Here is a 14,136-nt window from a genome sequence, read left to right on the forward strand (position 1 = left end):
CCTGTTGACGGATTGAAGACGGACCCGATGACCGAACAACTCGACCAATGGCCCTTTGTCATCGCATGCTATGCGATCGGCGTTGCCGGTACGCTTGCCATGGTGGGCTGGGCATGGTTCGCCATGCGCCGCGCCGAAAAGCGTCGTGACATGTCGCGGGAGAAGAAGTGATGGCAGCAGCGGTAAAGGCCAAGCACCAGAGGCTGGTGCTGTTGGTGATCGCGCTGGTCGTGCTGATCGGTGCGGGGCTGCTGGCGGCTTGGGCGTTGCGCAATCAGGCCAGCTATTTCTACGTCCCCTCCGACATCGCCTCCGATCCGCCCGAAGCGGGGCGCGCGATCCGGCTGGGCGGCATGGTGCAGGAAGGATCGATCCAGCGGCAGGCCGATGGCGTGACCATTGATTTCGTGGTCGGCGACGGAAAGGCCGTGGTGCCGGTGCGCTTCTCCGGCATCACGCCCGATCTATTCGTCGAAGGGTCCGGCGTAGTGGCAGAGGGGCACATGATGCCCGACGGCACGTTCCTCGCCGATAATCTGCTGGCCAAGCACGATGAAAATTACATGCCGCGCGAACTGGCAGACATGTCGGACGCGCAGGCGAAAGAGGTGGTGGCCGAAACCGAATGATCCCAAATACTCATGATTGCTGAAATCGGCCTTGTCCTGCTGTGGCTCGCCGCGGCGCTTGCCATGCTGCAATTGCTGTCGGGCGCATGGTCGCTGACGGGCAAGGACGGCACTGACGAATTGCGCGCCGAAACGGCCGGCATGGTCCGCCCGGTCGCGGTGATGCAGGGCGTGCTGGCGGCGCTGTCCTTTGCCATGCTGGCATGGCTGTTCGTGCGGACCGATCTTTCGGTGCTTCTGGTCGCGCTCAATTCGCATTCGGACAAGCCGTTTATCTTCAAGCTCGCGGGCACATGGGGGAATCACGAAGGTTCGATGCTATTGTGGGCCACGGTGATGGGGCTGGCCGGTGCGCTGGTCGCATTGGTCGAACGGCGGCTGCCGGAAAAGACCATCGTCGCGACGCTGGCTGCGCAGGCTTTCGTATCGCTCGGCTTCTATGCCTTCCTGCTTTTCAGTTCGAACCCGTTTGAACGGATCAGCCCGGTTCCCGCCGATGGCAATGGCCTCAATCCGCTGCTGCAGGATATCGGCCTCGCCTTCCATCCGCCGACGCTTTATTTCGGTTATGTCGGCCTGTCGGTCGCGTTCAGCTTTGCCGTCGGTGCGCTGATCACGCGCGAGGTCGGCCCTGCCTTTGCCCGCGCGATGCGGCCATGGGTGCTGGGTGCGTGGATATTCCTGACGGTGGGCATCACTGCCGGTTCCTACTGGGCCTATTACGAGCTGGGCTGGGGCGGCTGGTGGTTCTGGGATCCGGTGGAGAATGCATCTCTGATGCCCTGGCTGGCGGCGACCGCGCTGCTGCATTCGGCGGGCGTGCTGGCCGCGCGCGATGCGCTGCGGACGTGGACGATCATGCTGGGAGTTGTTGCCTTTTCCATGTCGATGGTGGGCACCTTCCTCGTGCGGTCGGGCATTCTGACCAGCGTGCATGCCTTTGCCGTCGATCCCGAACGCGGCAGCTTCATCCTCGTCCTTCTGGCCATCTATATCGGCGGGGCATTGACCCTGTTCGGCCTGCGCGCCGCCACGGTGACAGAGGGCAAGCAATTCGCCGCCGTCAGCCGCGAAGCGAGCCTTGTCTTCAACAATGTCGCGCTGACCGCGATCCTTGCCATCGTTCTGTTGGGCACGCTCTACCCGCTGGTGACAGAGGCGTTCGGGACGCGCGTTTCCATCGGGCCGCCTTATTTCAATCCCATGGGCGCGGTATTCGCGCTGCCGATGATGGTCGTGATGGCGATCGGCCCGCTGCTGCGCTGGCGCGACGATCGCTTTGGCCGCGTGGGCAGGGCGCTGATCCTCCCCGGTCTTGCCACCATCGCCGTGCTGGTCGCGACACTGGTGCTGGCGCCCGGTATCGGGGTGCTGCCGCTGCTGGGCCTTGCGCTGGCGGTGGGTCTGGCGATTGCCAGCGTCATACCGCTGTTTGGGCGCAATCTGCGCCGCACGCCGCTGCCGATCTGGGGCATGGTCGTCTCGCATCTGGGGCTGGCCGTCGCGGTGGGCGGCATGGCCAGCGAAAGCGCCTTTTCGACGGAACGTCTGGTGGCGGCGCAGGTTGGCGACACTGTCACCGTCGGCCCGTGGAGCATCGAACTGGCCGCGGTCGAGCCGGTCGCCGGCCCCAACTGGACCGCGCTGCAGGCCGACATGCAGGCGAGCTATGAGGGCGGTGCGCCCACGCAGATGCTTCCGCAGTCGCGCACCTTCACCTCGCCGCCCCAGACGACGAGCGAAAGCGCGCTCCACACCCGCTGGAACGGGCAGCTCTATACCGTGATCGGCGAGTTGGGGGAGGATGGTCGCTGGCAGCTGCGACTGTGGTGGAAGCCGTTCGTTCCGCTGATCTGGCTGGGCGGCCTGCTGGTGGCCTTGGGCGGCGCTTTGGCGCTGGTCGGGCGCATCATCAGCGGCTGGCGCAGGCAATATCAGGCGCGGCGCATCGCCATGCGGCGTGAGGAACGCCCGGTGGGAGACCTGCGATGAGTGCGCCCGACACGGCAAAGCGTCCCTCGCGCTGGGCAATCTGGCTGCCGCTTGGCCTGTTCGCACTGCTGTGCGCGCTGGTCGCATGGGGTCTTGCCAATCCCGGATCGACCGAGGTTGAAAGCCGCATGATCGGCCAGCCGCTGCCCGCCATCGAATTGCCGCAGGCGGTGGAGGAGAACCCCGGTGTCACGCTGGCGGGCGCGCGCGAAAGCGGGCCGCGCCTCCTCAACATCTGGGCCAGCTGGTGCGTTCCGTGCATCGTCGAGGCACCGGTGCTGGAGGAGCTGAAGGCAAGGGGCGTGGCCATCGACGGTGTCGCCATCCGCGACAAGAGCGAGGATATCGAGATGTTCCTGCAAAGGAACGGCAATCCCTATCGCGGCATCGCGCGCGACGATGTCAGCGCGGTGCAGATGGCGATCGGATCGTCGGGCGTCCCTGAAACCTTCGTCATCGATGCCGATGGCATCATCCGGTACCAGCATATCGGCCCGATCATGGAGCGGGACATCGCGCAGATCATGGCCAGGCTCAAAGACGCGGAGGAGCCGGCATGAGGCGCGCGCTTGCCGTTCTGGCGCTGGTCGCCGTTCTCGCCATCGGGGCGCTGACGTCGATTGCTGCGCCTGCCGATGCGCAGGATTCGCTGCCGCCTGCCCCCTATGCCTATCGCCAGCTGGAGGATCCGGAGCAGGAGGCGAAAGCGCAGGAGCTGATGGAGACGTTGCGCTGCCTCACCTGCCAGAGCCAGTCCATTGCCGATTCTGACGCCTCCATCGCGGGCGACATGCGCAGCCAGGTGCGCCAGCGGATCATGGCGGGCGAGGAGCCGGAGGAAATCCGCCAATGGCTGATCGACCGCTATGGCGATTACATCAGCTACAAGCCCGTGGTGAAGCCGCTGACATGGCCGCTTTATATCATTCCGGCTCTGGTGCTGCTGCTGGCCGTGCTGCTGCTGCGGCGCCGTTTCCGTCGTGCGCGCCGCGATGGAGGTGAGGCATGAGCTGGATCGTCGTCATCCTTATCGCCGCCATCGTGTTTGGCGTGCTGGCATTCGTGCTGAAACTTCCGCGCAGCGGGTGGGAGCTGGCGGGCGCGGTCCTGCTGGTCGGCCTCGCGGGCTATGCGCTGCAGGGCAGCCCCGGCATGCCCGGCGCGCCCAAGGCCGCGCGCGAAAGCAAGGCCGGTGCTGCCGCCGCGATGGTGGAGGCGCGGCGCGAGATGGACGATCAATATGGCCCCGGTCGCCGCTATCTGATCACCGCCGATGCCATGGCCCGCAATGGCCAATATTCCGCCGCCGCAGCAATCCTGCGCGGGGCGATCCGCGAAAATCCCGATGATCCCGATGCGTGGCTGGCGCTGGGCAATGCGCTGGTCGGCCATGCGGAGGGGGTGGCGACGCCTGCTGCTCTGTTCGCTTATCGCCGCGCCGCCGATATCGCGCCCAGCCATCCGGGGCCGCCGTTCTTCATGGGGCTGGCGCTGGCCAGTTCCGGCCAGTTTCAGGAAGCGCGCGATCTGTGGCAGGGCCTGCTCGACCGCCCCGTGGCAGAGGGTGACGCGGCCGAGGACGAGCCATGGCGCGCGCAGCTCCAGTCGCAGGTCGACAAGCTTGACGCGCTTATTGCAGCGCGTGAAAACGCGGCGCGCGGGCAGGGCATGAGGCAGGAGACGGATCAGCAGATTCCGCCTGCCGCGCCCGCGAATCAGGCTCCTTGAGGGCTTGCGCAATAATTGCCGCTTGCCCATGAAGCGATGCTGCAGTGCGGTGAAGCGTGGCTGGGGCATCGGGATATGCCCTCCTGCCTTTCTTGCCGGGGCATGAACACACTGCTAAGCGCGCCCTCCGGCCTTGGGACTGGTCTCGATTCAATCCCGCGGCTCGAAACGGACCGGAGTATCATTCAGCTTGACCCATGAAACGGCAGCAGACGGCATGACGGGGCAGGCCGATGGCACCGCCCGCAATGGGCCGCGGCCTGCCGGTCCGGTCGGCGGGCATGGCCACGGTTCGGATCGCACCAGCGCCAAGGTGAAGCTGGCGGCAGGCGCGATCGGCATCGTCTTCGGCGATATCGGCACCAGCCCGCTTTACGCCTTTCGCGAAACATTCGTCGGTCCGCATCCGCTGGCGCTTGACCGGCTGCACGTGCTGGGCGTGGTTTCGTTGATCTTCTGGTCGATGACCTTGGTCGTCGCGATCCAGTATGTCACCATCCTCATGCGCGCCGACAACAAGGGGCAGGGCGGCAGCCTTGCGCTGGTCGCGCTGATCTCGCGCCATATTTCCGGCTCGCGCTTTGGCTGGCTGGCGGTGCTGCTGGGCGTGATGGCGACATCGCTGTTCTATGGCGATTCCATGATTACGCCGGCCATTTCGGTGCTGTCCGCCGTGGAAGGCCTGACCGTGGTAGAGGCGCGGTTCGAGCAATGGGTCATTCCCATCGCTCTGGTCATGCTGGTCGGCCTGTTCCTCATCCAGAAACGCGGCACGGCCAAGGTCGGCGCATTGTTCGCGCCGATCATGATTACCTATTTCTGCGTGCTGGCGGTGCTGGGACTGGCGCAGATCTTCCAGAACCCGGGCGTGCTGGTTGCGCTGAACCCGTGGTACGCGCTTCAGTTCTTCCTCGTCGACAAGACGCTGGCTTTCCTCGCCCTCGGCTCGGTCGTGCTGGCGGTCACCGGGGCAGAGGCGCTTTATGCCGACATGGGGCATTTCGGTCGCGGCCCGCTGCGCCTGTCCTGGTTCGGCTTTGTCATGCCGGCGCTGCTGATCAATTATTTCGGTCAGGCCGCCATGGTGACCAGCCTTTCAGGCAGCGCCGCGGCAGAGGCGATCCGCAATCCCTTCTTCATCATGGCGCCCGATGTCATGCGCCTGCCGCTGGTGCTGCTGGCCATGATGGCGACCTTCATCGCCAGCCAGGCGGTGATCTCGGGCGCGTTCTCGGTTACGCATCAGGCGATGCAACTGGGTTTCATCCCGCGCCTTTCGATCCTGCACACGAGCGAGACCGAGGCGGGGCAGATCTATATCCCGGCGATCAACTGGGCACTGATGGTGGCGGTGATCCTGCTGGTGCTGACGTTCAAGAATTCGTCGAACCTCGCCAGCGCATATGGCATCGCGGTGACCGGCGCGATGCTGATCGATACCTGCCTGATGGCCGCGCTGTTGCTGGCGGTCTGGCGGTGGAAATGGTATCTCGCGGTGCCGGTGGTGGTCCTCTTCTTCATCGTCGATGGCGCCTATTTCGCGGCCAACGCGACCAAGGTGCCCGACGGCGGCTGGTTCCCGCTGCTGATCGGGGCGGTCGCTTTCACCTTGCTGACGACATGGGCCAAGGGCCGCAAGCTGATGCGCGAACGCATGGCCGAGGTGGCCTTGCCGATCGAAATCTTCGCCAAATCGGCGACCAATTCGGCGACCCGCGTGCCGGGCAGCGCGATCTTCATGGCTTCGTCCACTGCGGGCGTGCCCTCCGCGCTGCTCCATAATATCAAGCACAACAAGGTGCTGCACGAACGCGTGGTCATCCTGACGGTGCAGATCGCCGATTTCCCCTATGTCGAGCCCGACGACCGCGCGGAAATTCACGATCTGGGCGAAGGGTTCTACCGCATGATCCTGCATTACGGGTTCATGGAGGAAACCGACGTGCCGTTGGCGCTGAAGGGCCTGGAAGGCTGCGGCGGCAAGTTCGACATGATGCAAACCAGTTTCTTCCTGTCGCGCCAGACGCTGCTGACATCGGAAAATCCGGGCATGATGATCTGGCGAGAGAAGATCTTTGCATGGATGCTGCGCAATGCGGCCAATGCGATGGAATTTTTCCGCCTTCCGACGAACCGCGTGGTCGAACTGGGCAGCCAGGTCGAGATCTAGACCCAACGACCCGCCGCGACGCGCTGACCTGCCGCAAATGGCGGCTCGTTGCGCTTGGCGGGGGCTGCAAACGTGCTATCCTCTCATCCTAAAAACAAAAAGGAGAGTGAAGCCATGCAGGAGACCACCAACAGCGATCGTGCGAACGAACTGCGCCAGCTGATCGACAAGGTCAGCGCCCAGCCCAATCGCGCATGGACGGAAGAGCGCAAGCGCATCGGCGTGCTGCAAAGCCAGCTGGCAGCGCATGAGGGCGCCAAGGCGCATTGAGCGCCTGACGGGCCGGGGCGGGGCGGGTGACGCCCCGCTCGGTCCTTACACCAGCCCTTAGACAGGAGGCTGGGTCGTTTCGACCTCGGTCTCTTCCTCCTTGCCCAGACCTTCGCGCATCATCATCGGCAGCTGCATGAAGGTGAAGAGGAAGGACAGTGGCATGAACAGCCAGAATTTCGACGCCAGCCATTGCTCGAACGGCAGGGCGGCGCGCAGGATCTCGTTCAGCACGGCAAGGGCGATGAAATAGAAACCCCAGTTGCGGCTGACCTTCATCCAGCCGCGATCCGACAGCCCCTCAAACGCGGCGCCCAGCAGATATTTGAGGAGCGGCTTGCCCATGCGCCAGCCAATCAGCAGAGCCAGGGCGAAGATCGAGTAGATGATCGTCGGCTTGATCTGCACGAAAAGCGGATCCTGAAAGATCACCGTCAGCCCGCCGAAAAACACGATCAGCGCGGTCGACAGCCACAGCATCGGGGTGACGTGCCCCAGCTTCCATTTCGACACGATCAGCGCGATCACGGCGGCAACCATGAACGCGCCTGTCCCCTTCACCACGGCCAGAACCGCGCCGATGCTGTCGGCGGAATCCTCTGGCGAGAAATGGCGATAGACGAGGAAGAAGACGAGCAGCGGCCCGTAATCGATGGCAAGGTTGAGCCAGCCGGATTTTTTCTTCGGGGATGCTGTTTCTTCGCTCATCAGGCGACTCCTGCAATGACGCGCGCGACAAGGTCGGGGTCGAAGGGGCGCAGGTCATCGAGCCCTTCGCCAACGCCGATGGCGTGGATGGGCAGGCCATATTGCTCTGCCGCCGCGACCAGCACGCCGCCGCGCGCCGTGCCATCAAGCTTCGTCATGACGAGGCCGGTAACGCCCGCGACTTCCTTGAACACGTCGATCTGGGCCAGCGCGTTCTGCCCATTGGTCGCGTCCAGCACCAGCACGACATCATGCGGTGCCTCGGGGTTGAGGCGGCCCAGCACCTTCCGGATCTTGGCCAGCTCGTCCATCAGCTCGCGCTTGTTCTGCAGGCGGCCCGCAGTGTCGACGATCAGCGCGTCGATGCCCTGCTGCGTCGCGGCCTTGACCCCGTCGAACACGACGCTGGCCGGGTCGCCGCCTTCGGGGCCGGTAACGACGGGCACGCCGATGCGGTCGGCCCAGACCTTCAGCTGGCCGATCGCGGCAGCGCGAAACGTGTCGCCCGCCGCCAGCATCACCGCGTAATCCTCTTCCTGAAAGAGATGGGCGAGCTTGGCGATGGTGGTGGTCTTGCCGCTGCCATTGACGCCGATGACCAGCACGACATGCGGGCGGGGGAAGGCGGTGACTTCCAGCGGCTTTGCCACGGGGCGCAGGATCTCGGCGATTTCCTCGGCCACGGCTTCCTGGATCGCGCGCTCGTCCGAACCGCGTGGAAACTGACGCGTGGCCAGCCTGTCGCGGATGCGCATCGCCGCACGGGGACCGAGGTCGGAGAGGATCAGCGCATCCTCAAGCTCGTCCAGCTGCGCGTCGGTAAGGCGGGTTTGCCCGCCAATGCCGGCCAGATTGCCGCTGAGGCGTTCGGAGGTCTTGCGAAAGCCGCCGAAGACGCGGTTCTGCCAATTATCGCTCATGCCGCTTCCCCTATCAGCATGCCGCCATCGCGGCCCGTGATCTTGAGGCGCGCAGTCATGCTCGCGCCCATGCCCGTGGGCAGGCGGACGGGCGCGAAATTCTCGGCATGGCCGCTGCCGCCTTCCTCGCCCAGCACGATCTGCGTCGTGCCGACAAGGCCATCCAGCCAGCGGCTGCGGGTCTGCGCCACGCGCTCGCGCATTTCGGCGGCGCGGGACTTGACGCGCAGGGGATCGACCTGCGGCATGCGTGAGGCGGGCGTGCCGGGGCGCGGACTGAAGGGGAAGATATGGCCGTGCACGATGTCACAGGCATCGATGATGGAGAGGTTGTTGGCGTGCATCTCTTCGGTTTCGGTTGGAAAGCCGGCAATCAGATCCGCGCCGACGGCAATGTCTGGGCGGCGGGCTTTCAGGCGCTCTACCAGAGCGATGGCGTCGGCGCGGCTATGGCGGCGCTTCATGCGTTTGAGGATCATGTCATCGCCCGACTGCAGCGACAAATGGAGATGCGGCATGAAGCGCGGTTCATGCGCGGCGATCTCCTCCAGCTCGTCGTCGATCTCGGCCCCGTCGATGGACGACAGGCGCAAGCGGGCAAGCGAGGGGCAGCGGTCGAACAGGGCCCGGACCAGCGTGCCCATGCGCGGGCTGCCGGGCAGGTCATGGCCCCAGCTGGTCACGTCAACACCGGTCAGCACGACTTCGGGCGCGCCTGCTTCCAGATGGGCGGTGACGATGCGCACCACCTCATCGACCGGCAGGGACCGGCTGGCCCCGCGACCCTGCGGGATAATGCAGAAGGTGCAGCTATGGTCGCAGCCGTTCTGCACCGGGACAAAGGCGCGGGTGCGGGCGCGCGGCGCTTCGACCACGGGCGGGGCGGCAGGAGCCCAGTGCTTGACGTCCAGCTTGTTTGCGTTGGGCACCAGCGCGTCGACTTCGGGCATGGCGGCAAGCTGCTCGCCCTCGATATCGGCGGCGCAGCCGGTTACCATCAGGCGGGCACCCGGATGGCTACGGCGCAGGCGGCGGATTGCCTTCCGGGTCTGGCGCACGGCTTCCTGCGTGACCGCGCAGCTGTTGACCACGACGGTGGGCGTGTCCTGCGCCGACAGCATGGCGTGGATGCGCTCGCTTTCGGCTGCGTTCAGGCGGCAGCCCAATGTGATGATCTCCGGCACGCTCAAGCGAAATCGCCCCAGTCGAACTCCCCGGTGAAGGCGATCGTCGCAGGGCCTGTCATGGTGATGCTGCCGGGGCCGGCCTCGCTGTCCGCATCCCAGCTGATCGTCAGGTCGCCGCCGGGCAGCGACACGGTGACGGTGCGGTCGACCAGTCCGCGGCGCATGGCCGCGACTGCGGTGGCGCAGGCGCCGGTGCCGCATGCGCGGGTGAGGCCTGCACCGCGTTCCCACACGCGCAGCTTGATGGCGGAGCGCGAGACGATCTGCGCGGCATTGACGTTGACGCCTTCGGGGAAGATCTGGTCCTTCTCGATCACCGGGCCGATTTCGCCCAGCGGCAGCGCATCGACATCATCGACGAAGAAAATCGCGTGCGGATTGCCGACATTGACCGCAACGGGATGGTCCATGCCGCTATCCCACCCCACCGGCATGGAAAGCGTGTCCATCGCATAGGCGAGCGGGATCTGGTCCCAGCCAAGGCGCGGCACGCCCATGTCGACCGCTATGCCCGCATCGTCGGGGCGGGCGGTGATTTCGCCGCCCAAAGTCTCCATGGTGATCGCATGGCCGACCAGCACGCCCACGGCGCGCGCGGCATTGCCGCAGGCTTCTACCTCGCCGCCGTCATGATTGAAGATCCGCATTCTGAGATCCGCCGCGTCCGACGGTTCGATCAGCACCAGCTGGTCGCAGCCGATGCCGGTATGCCGGTCAGCCAGCGCAGCGGCGATGTCGCCGGTCATCGGCGGCAGGGCGCTCTCGCGCGCGTCGAGCACGACGAAATCATTGCCGAGCCCGTGCATCTTGGTGAAGGGAATGCGCATTACGCGCTGCATCTATGCACCCGGCGGGGCCGCGTCCAGCCCCGTGCGCGTGGCGGGGTGCGAAAGATCAGGCGCCAGCAGCGCGAGGCGCGTCGTCGCCTGCCTCTTCGTCCTGCGGCAGGTCTTTCAGCGGATCGCCGAATTGCAGGCGCGGCTCGGTCTTGCAATCCTCGGCAAGGCGGGCCTCGCTCTTCAAGCGGGCGAGCACCTTTTCGGCAGGTTCGGGGCGGCCATAGAAATAGCCCTGGCCCTTGAACTGGCCCAGACCGCGCAACCGATCGCGCACGCTCTCGCTTTCGATCCCCTCGGCCGTGACGGGCAGGCGCATGCCCTTGCCGATGGAGGTGATGGCGCTGACCAGCGCGGCATTGTCGCCACTGCGGCCAAGCTCCGCGATGAAGCTGCGGTCGATCTTGATCCGGTCGAAAGGCAGGGCGCGCAGCTGGGCGATCGACGCATAGCCGGTGCCGAAATCGTCAAGACTGACCGACACGCCCTGGTTTTTCAGGCTGGTGACCAGCGAACGGACGAGGCCGATATTTTCGTGGAGGCAGCTTTCCGTCACCTCGATCTCCAGCCTTTCGGGCGGGAATTTGGCCTCGGCGAGCAGCTTCAGCAGCTTTTGCGCGAACCACGGATCGCGCAGCTGGATCGGCGAGATATTGACCGACAAGGTCAGCGACGGGTCCCACCTCGAGGCATCGGCCAGGGCCTGCCCGATGACCGCTTCGGATAATTCGGCGATGCAGCCGATTTCCTCGGCCACCGGGATGAAGAAGTCGGGCGTGACGAGGCCGAGGGTGGGCGACTGCCAGCGCGCCAGCATTTCAAAGCCGGTCAGCTCGCCTGTCTCCACATCGACCTGCTGTTCGTAAAAGGGCACGAATTCGCCGCGCATGATGCCCCGGCGGATGCCGCTTTCCAGCTCGCTGCGCAGCTTCAGCTCACGCTCCATTTCAGGGGCGAACCAGTCATAGCGGTTCCGGCCGGTCTTCTTGGCGTGATACATGGCGACATCGGCCATGTGCAGCAGTTCACCGGCCATATTGGGGCCGGGCTGATCCAGTTCGACGCTGGTCGACAGGCCAAGTGAGAGGCCGACGGCCAGCTCGCCGCCGTTCACCTGAACCGGCTGACGGGTGGAATCGATGATCTTGGCGGCCAGCTGGTCGATAAGGTCGGGCGACGAACGGTCATAGGGCACGACACAGGCAAATTCGTCACCGCCCAGCCGCGCCAGCTTTGCGCCCCGCGGCAGATGCGCGCGAATGCGTTCGGCGATCTCGATCAGCATGCAGTCACCGGCGCGATGACCGTTGAGGTCGTTGATCTGTTTGAAATTGTCGAGATCGATCATGACGAAGGCGACCGCCTTGTCGGCCTTCTCGGCATCGATCACGAGCTCTTCGGTCAACGGCAGGATCGAGCGGCGATTGAGGGATCCCGTCAGCGGATCGGTCAGCGCCAGCTCGCGCGCTTCTTCCTCGGCGATGCGGCTCTTCTCCACCTCTCCGACAAGATCGCGATAGCGGCGCCAGCCAAAGATGATCAGCGCGATGTTGAGAAGGAGGGCGCTGGCCGCCCATTGCGCGGGGCCACTGCCCTCTCCTTCGAGAAATTCGAGAACGCCCGGCATCACAGCGCTGGCATGGCCGACGAGCATGATGATCGAGGCGGCGATGATGCCAAGCAGGACGATATCGCGCTCGGCCCGGCGGCGGTCGCCGCTGGCCGATCGGTGGGGGATGTTTGCGCGATCACTCATCGCCAGTACTTTTCGCTCCGCAACCCGGACCGCGAATTCATGCGTCCTGTGCCTGCGATAGCGGCGCATCGCTAAAAAAGAGGTTAAGCATCCGGCCCGGCACGGTTAGGGATAATATGCGATTACGGCGGGGCGTTCGCTTTGCGGGGCAGGCTGCCAGCAGGGGCGCGGACGCAAGCTGCTTGCCAGCAGGGGCGAGGCGCTGTATGTGGCGCCCCGTATCGGACGTGGGTGGCCCGCGTGGCAACCGTCCGGACATTCAGGTCATCCGTGGTCCATCATGGATCGGAAGGCATCGACATACACGCTGGTCGGCGAGGTTTCGCCCACCGGCGTTTTCGGCGTTTGGCGCCGGAAATGAAGGATTTACGCGCGGATCGCAGGCCGCGCAGCAGCAAGGAGCGGCCTTTCGGGGCCGGAGACAGATATGTTCGACACATTGTCAGACCGGCTCGGCTCCGTCTTCGATTCGCTGCGCGGTCGCGGCGCGCTGAAAGAGGAAGACGTTCGCGCCGCCATGCGCGAGGTGCGCATCGCCCTGCTTGAGGCCGATGTCGCCCTGCCGGTCGTGCGCCGCTTTATCGACACCGTCACCGAGCGTGCCGTGGGCGAGCAGGTGCTGCGTTCGGTCACGCCGGGTCAGCAGGTCGTCAAGATCGTCAATGACGCGCTGGTCGAAATGCTGGGCGGCACTGCCGAGGATGGCGGTAGCCCCGACGCGGCCAAGCTCGACCTGGAGGCGAAGCCCCCCGTCGTAATCATGATGGTCGGCCTGCAGGGTTCGGGCAAGACCACCAGCACGGCCAAGATCGCCAAGCGCCTGAAGGAGACCGAGGGCAAGAAGGTCATGATGGCCTCGCTCGACGTCAATCGTCCGGCGGCGCAGGACCAGCTGAAAGTGCTGGGCGAGCAGGCGGGCGTCGCGACGCTGCCGATCATCGCGGGTCAGCAGCCGGTCGAGATCGCCAATCGCGCCATCTCTTCGGCCAAGCTGCAAAGCTTCGACGTGCTGATGCTCGACACTGCGGGCCGCCTGCATGTCGATGAAGCGCTGATGGCCGAGATGAAGGCGGTCGCCGCCGTCTCCACGCCAAAGGAAGTGCTGCTCGTCGTCGACTCGTTGACGGGTCAGGACGCGGTGAACGTCGCGCAGAGCTTTACCGGCGAAGTGCCGCTGACCGGCGTGGTGCTGACCCGCATGGACGGCGATGCACGCGGCGGTGCGGCGCTGTCGATGCGCGCCGTTACCGGCAAGCCGATCAAGTTTGCCGGTACGGGCGAAAAGCTCGACGCGATCGAGCCGTTCCACCCCTCGCGTGTCGCCAATCGCATCCTCGGCATGGGCGACATCGTCTCCATGGTCGAAAAGGCCGCGCAGGCGGTCAAGGAAGAGGACGCGGAGCGCCTTGCCAAGCGTATGGCGAAGGGCGAGTTCGACATGAACGACCTTCGCATGCAGCTGCGCCAGATGACCCAGATGGGCGGCATCGGTGCGCTGGCGGGCATGCTGCCGGGCATGAAGAAGGCAAAGGCGGCGATGGCGCAGTCGGGCATGGACGACAAGGTCCTGCTCCACATGGATGCCATCATCGGTTCGATGACGCCCAAGGAACGCGAACGCCCCGCGCTTTTGAACGCGAAGCGCAAGAAGCGCATCGCGGCAGGTTCGGGCACGCAGGTTCAGGACGTGAACAAGCTTATCAAGATGCACCAGGAAATGGGCAAGGCGATGAAGCAGATCAAGAAGATGGGCGGGCTGAAGGGCCTTGGCGCATTGTTCGGCAAGGGCGGCATGGGCGCTGCCATGCCCGGTCTTGGCGGCGGTATGGGCGGCGGCGCTGGCGGCATGCCGGGGCTCGGCGGTCCGGGTGGCGGGATGGGCGATATCCCGCCGGAGCTTCAGGACCTGCTCAAGAAGAAATGATTTAATTTACGTATTT

General features: G+C 65.1%; 14 protein-coding genes. 9 read left to right on the forward strand and 5 right to left on the reverse strand.

All coding sequences use genetic code 11. The features are described from left to right. The first annotated feature begins 27 nt into the window (after positions 1–27). The 8 genes from A9D13_RS20880 (at position 28) to A9D13_RS20685 (ending at position 6,789) form a co-directional block, all read left to right on the forward strand. Complete coding sequence (locus A9D13_RS20880) at positions 28–171, forward strand: hypothetical protein (RefSeq protein ID WP_172808230.1); 144 nt, start codon at positions 28–30, stop codon at positions 169–171. After that, positions 171–629, forward strand: coding sequence for a cytochrome c maturation protein CcmE (gene ccmE / locus A9D13_RS18910; protein WP_066777390.1), 459 nt, complete (start codon positions 171–173; stop codon positions 627–629). The genes A9D13_RS20880 and ccmE overlap by 1 nt, the downstream gene beginning before the upstream one ends. A 12-nt stretch (positions 630–641) precedes the next feature. After that, entirely contained in the window at positions 642–2,621 is a 1,980-nt protein-coding gene (locus A9D13_RS18915) for a heme lyase CcmF/NrfE family subunit (protein ID WP_066777393.1), read from the forward strand. Then, the gene (locus A9D13_RS18920) at positions 2,618–3,181 is read left to right on the forward strand and encodes a redoxin family protein (protein WP_066777396.1); all 564 of its coding nucleotides are present in this window, start codon (positions 2,618–2,620) and stop codon (positions 3,179–3,181) included. The genes A9D13_RS18915 and A9D13_RS18920 overlap by 4 nt, the downstream gene beginning before the upstream one ends. After that, positions 3,178–3,630, forward strand: a complete 453-nt coding sequence (locus A9D13_RS18925) for a cytochrome c-type biogenesis protein (RefSeq protein WP_066777399.1) — start codon at positions 3,178–3,180, stop codon at positions 3,628–3,630. Before A9D13_RS18920 ends, A9D13_RS18925 begins: the two co-directional genes overlap by 4 nt. Next, entirely contained in the window at positions 3,627–4,349 is a 723-nt protein-coding gene (locus A9D13_RS18930) for a tetratricopeptide repeat protein (protein WP_066777402.1), read from the forward strand. The genes A9D13_RS18925 and A9D13_RS18930 overlap by 4 nt, the downstream gene beginning before the upstream one ends. A 217-nt stretch (positions 4,350–4,566) precedes the next feature. Continuing rightward, positions 4,567–6,519 (forward strand): potassium transporter Kup, encoded by a 1,953-nt coding sequence (locus A9D13_RS18935; RefSeq protein ID WP_066777406.1) that lies wholly within the window; start codon positions 4,567–4,569, stop codon positions 6,517–6,519. A 114-nt stretch (positions 6,520–6,633) separates the two neighbouring features. Further along, a complete protein-coding gene (locus tag A9D13_RS20685; protein WP_156522186.1) occupies positions 6,634–6,789 on the forward strand; it encodes a hypothetical protein in 156 nt (51 codons plus the stop codon). 57 nt (positions 6,790–6,846) lie between these two features. On the opposite strand, the gene A9D13_RS18940 is transcribed toward A9D13_RS20685, so the two are convergent. From A9D13_RS18940 to A9D13_RS18960, 5 genes are all read right to left on the reverse strand, one after another. Continuing rightward, positions 6,847–7,497, reverse strand: a complete 651-nt coding sequence (locus A9D13_RS18940; RefSeq protein ID WP_066777409.1) for an inner membrane-spanning protein YciB — start codon at positions 7,495–7,497, stop codon at positions 6,847–6,849. Next, on the reverse strand, positions 7,497–8,417 hold the full coding sequence (ftsY, locus tag A9D13_RS18945; RefSeq protein ID WP_066777412.1) for a signal recognition particle-docking protein FtsY: 921 nt from the start codon (positions 8,415–8,417) through the stop codon (positions 7,497–7,499). The genes A9D13_RS18940 and ftsY overlap by 1 nt, the downstream gene beginning before the upstream one ends. Then, positions 8,414–9,607 carry a MiaB/RimO family radical SAM methylthiotransferase gene (locus A9D13_RS18950; protein WP_082922570.1) on the reverse strand — a complete coding sequence of 398 codons (1,194 nt, stop codon included), beginning with the start codon at positions 9,605–9,607 and terminating at the stop codon, positions 8,414–8,416. Before A9D13_RS18950 ends, ftsY begins: the two co-directional genes overlap by 4 nt. Next, positions 9,604–10,431, reverse strand: a complete 828-nt coding sequence (dapF, locus tag A9D13_RS18955; RefSeq protein WP_066777416.1) for a diaminopimelate epimerase — start codon at positions 10,429–10,431, stop codon at positions 9,604–9,606. The genes A9D13_RS18950 and dapF overlap by 4 nt, the downstream gene beginning before the upstream one ends. Before the next feature lie 67 nt (positions 10,432–10,498). Beyond that, on the reverse strand, positions 10,499–12,196 hold the full coding sequence (locus A9D13_RS18960) for a putative bifunctional diguanylate cyclase/phosphodiesterase (protein WP_066777418.1): 1,698 nt from the start codon (positions 12,194–12,196) through the stop codon (positions 10,499–10,501). Positions 12,197–12,623: 427 nt separating this feature from the next. Here A9D13_RS18960 and ffh point away from each other — a divergent pair, with 427 nt between their 5' ends. Beyond that, on the forward strand, positions 12,624–14,120 hold the full coding sequence (gene ffh, locus A9D13_RS18965; RefSeq protein ID WP_066777421.1) for a signal recognition particle protein: 1,497 nt from the start codon (positions 12,624–12,626) through the stop codon (positions 14,118–14,120). The last annotated feature ends 16 nt before the right edge of the window (positions 14,121–14,136 follow it).

Origin of the sequence: Croceicoccus mobilis (genome assembly GCF_001661965.1) — a bacterium.
In the GTDB taxonomy this organism is placed as follows: Bacteria; Pseudomonadota; Alphaproteobacteria; order Sphingomonadales; family Sphingomonadaceae; genus Croceicoccus; species Croceicoccus mobilis.

Bases quoted from the DNA above. Each gene is read 5' to 3' on its own strand.
- A9D13_RS18915 (WP_066777393.1), top strand. From the start codon at position 642: ATGATTGCTGAAATCGGCCTTGTCCTGCTGTGGCTCGCCGCGGCGCTT.
- A9D13_RS18960 (WP_066777418.1), bottom strand. From the start codon at position 12,196: ATGAGTGATCGCGCAAACATCCCCCACCGATCGGCCAGCGGCGACCGC.
- ftsY (WP_066777412.1), bottom strand. From the start codon at position 8,417: ATGAGCGATAATTGGCAGAACCGCGTCTTCGGCGGCTTTCGCAAGACC.
- A9D13_RS20685 (WP_156522186.1), top strand. From the start codon at position 6,634: ATGCAGGAGACCACCAACAGCGATCGTGCGAACGAACTGCGCCAGCTG.
- A9D13_RS18925 (WP_066777399.1), top strand. From the start codon at position 3,178: ATGAGGCGCGCGCTTGCCGTTCTGGCGCTGGTCGCCGTTCTCGCCATC.
- dapF (WP_066777416.1), bottom strand. From the start codon at position 10,431: ATGCGCATTCCCTTCACCAAGATGCACGGGCTCGGCAATGATTTCGTC.
- A9D13_RS18920 (WP_066777396.1), top strand. From the start codon at position 2,618: ATGAGTGCGCCCGACACGGCAAAGCGTCCCTCGCGCTGGGCAATCTGG.
- ffh (WP_066777421.1), top strand. From the start codon at position 12,624: ATGTTCGACACATTGTCAGACCGGCTCGGCTCCGTCTTCGATTCGCTG.
- A9D13_RS18935 (WP_066777406.1), top strand. From the start codon at position 4,567: ATGACGGGGCAGGCCGATGGCACCGCCCGCAATGGGCCGCGGCCTGCC.
- A9D13_RS18930 (WP_066777402.1), top strand. From the start codon at position 3,627: ATGAGCTGGATCGTCGTCATCCTTATCGCCGCCATCGTGTTTGGCGTG.
- ccmE (WP_066777390.1), top strand. From the start codon at position 171: ATGGCAGCAGCGGTAAAGGCCAAGCACCAGAGGCTGGTGCTGTTGGTG.
- A9D13_RS18940 (WP_066777409.1), bottom strand. From the start codon at position 7,497: ATGAGCGAAGAAACAGCATCCCCGAAGAAAAAATCCGGCTGGCTCAAC.
- A9D13_RS20880 (WP_172808230.1), top strand. From the start codon at position 28: ATGACCGAACAACTCGACCAATGGCCCTTTGTCATCGCATGCTATGCG.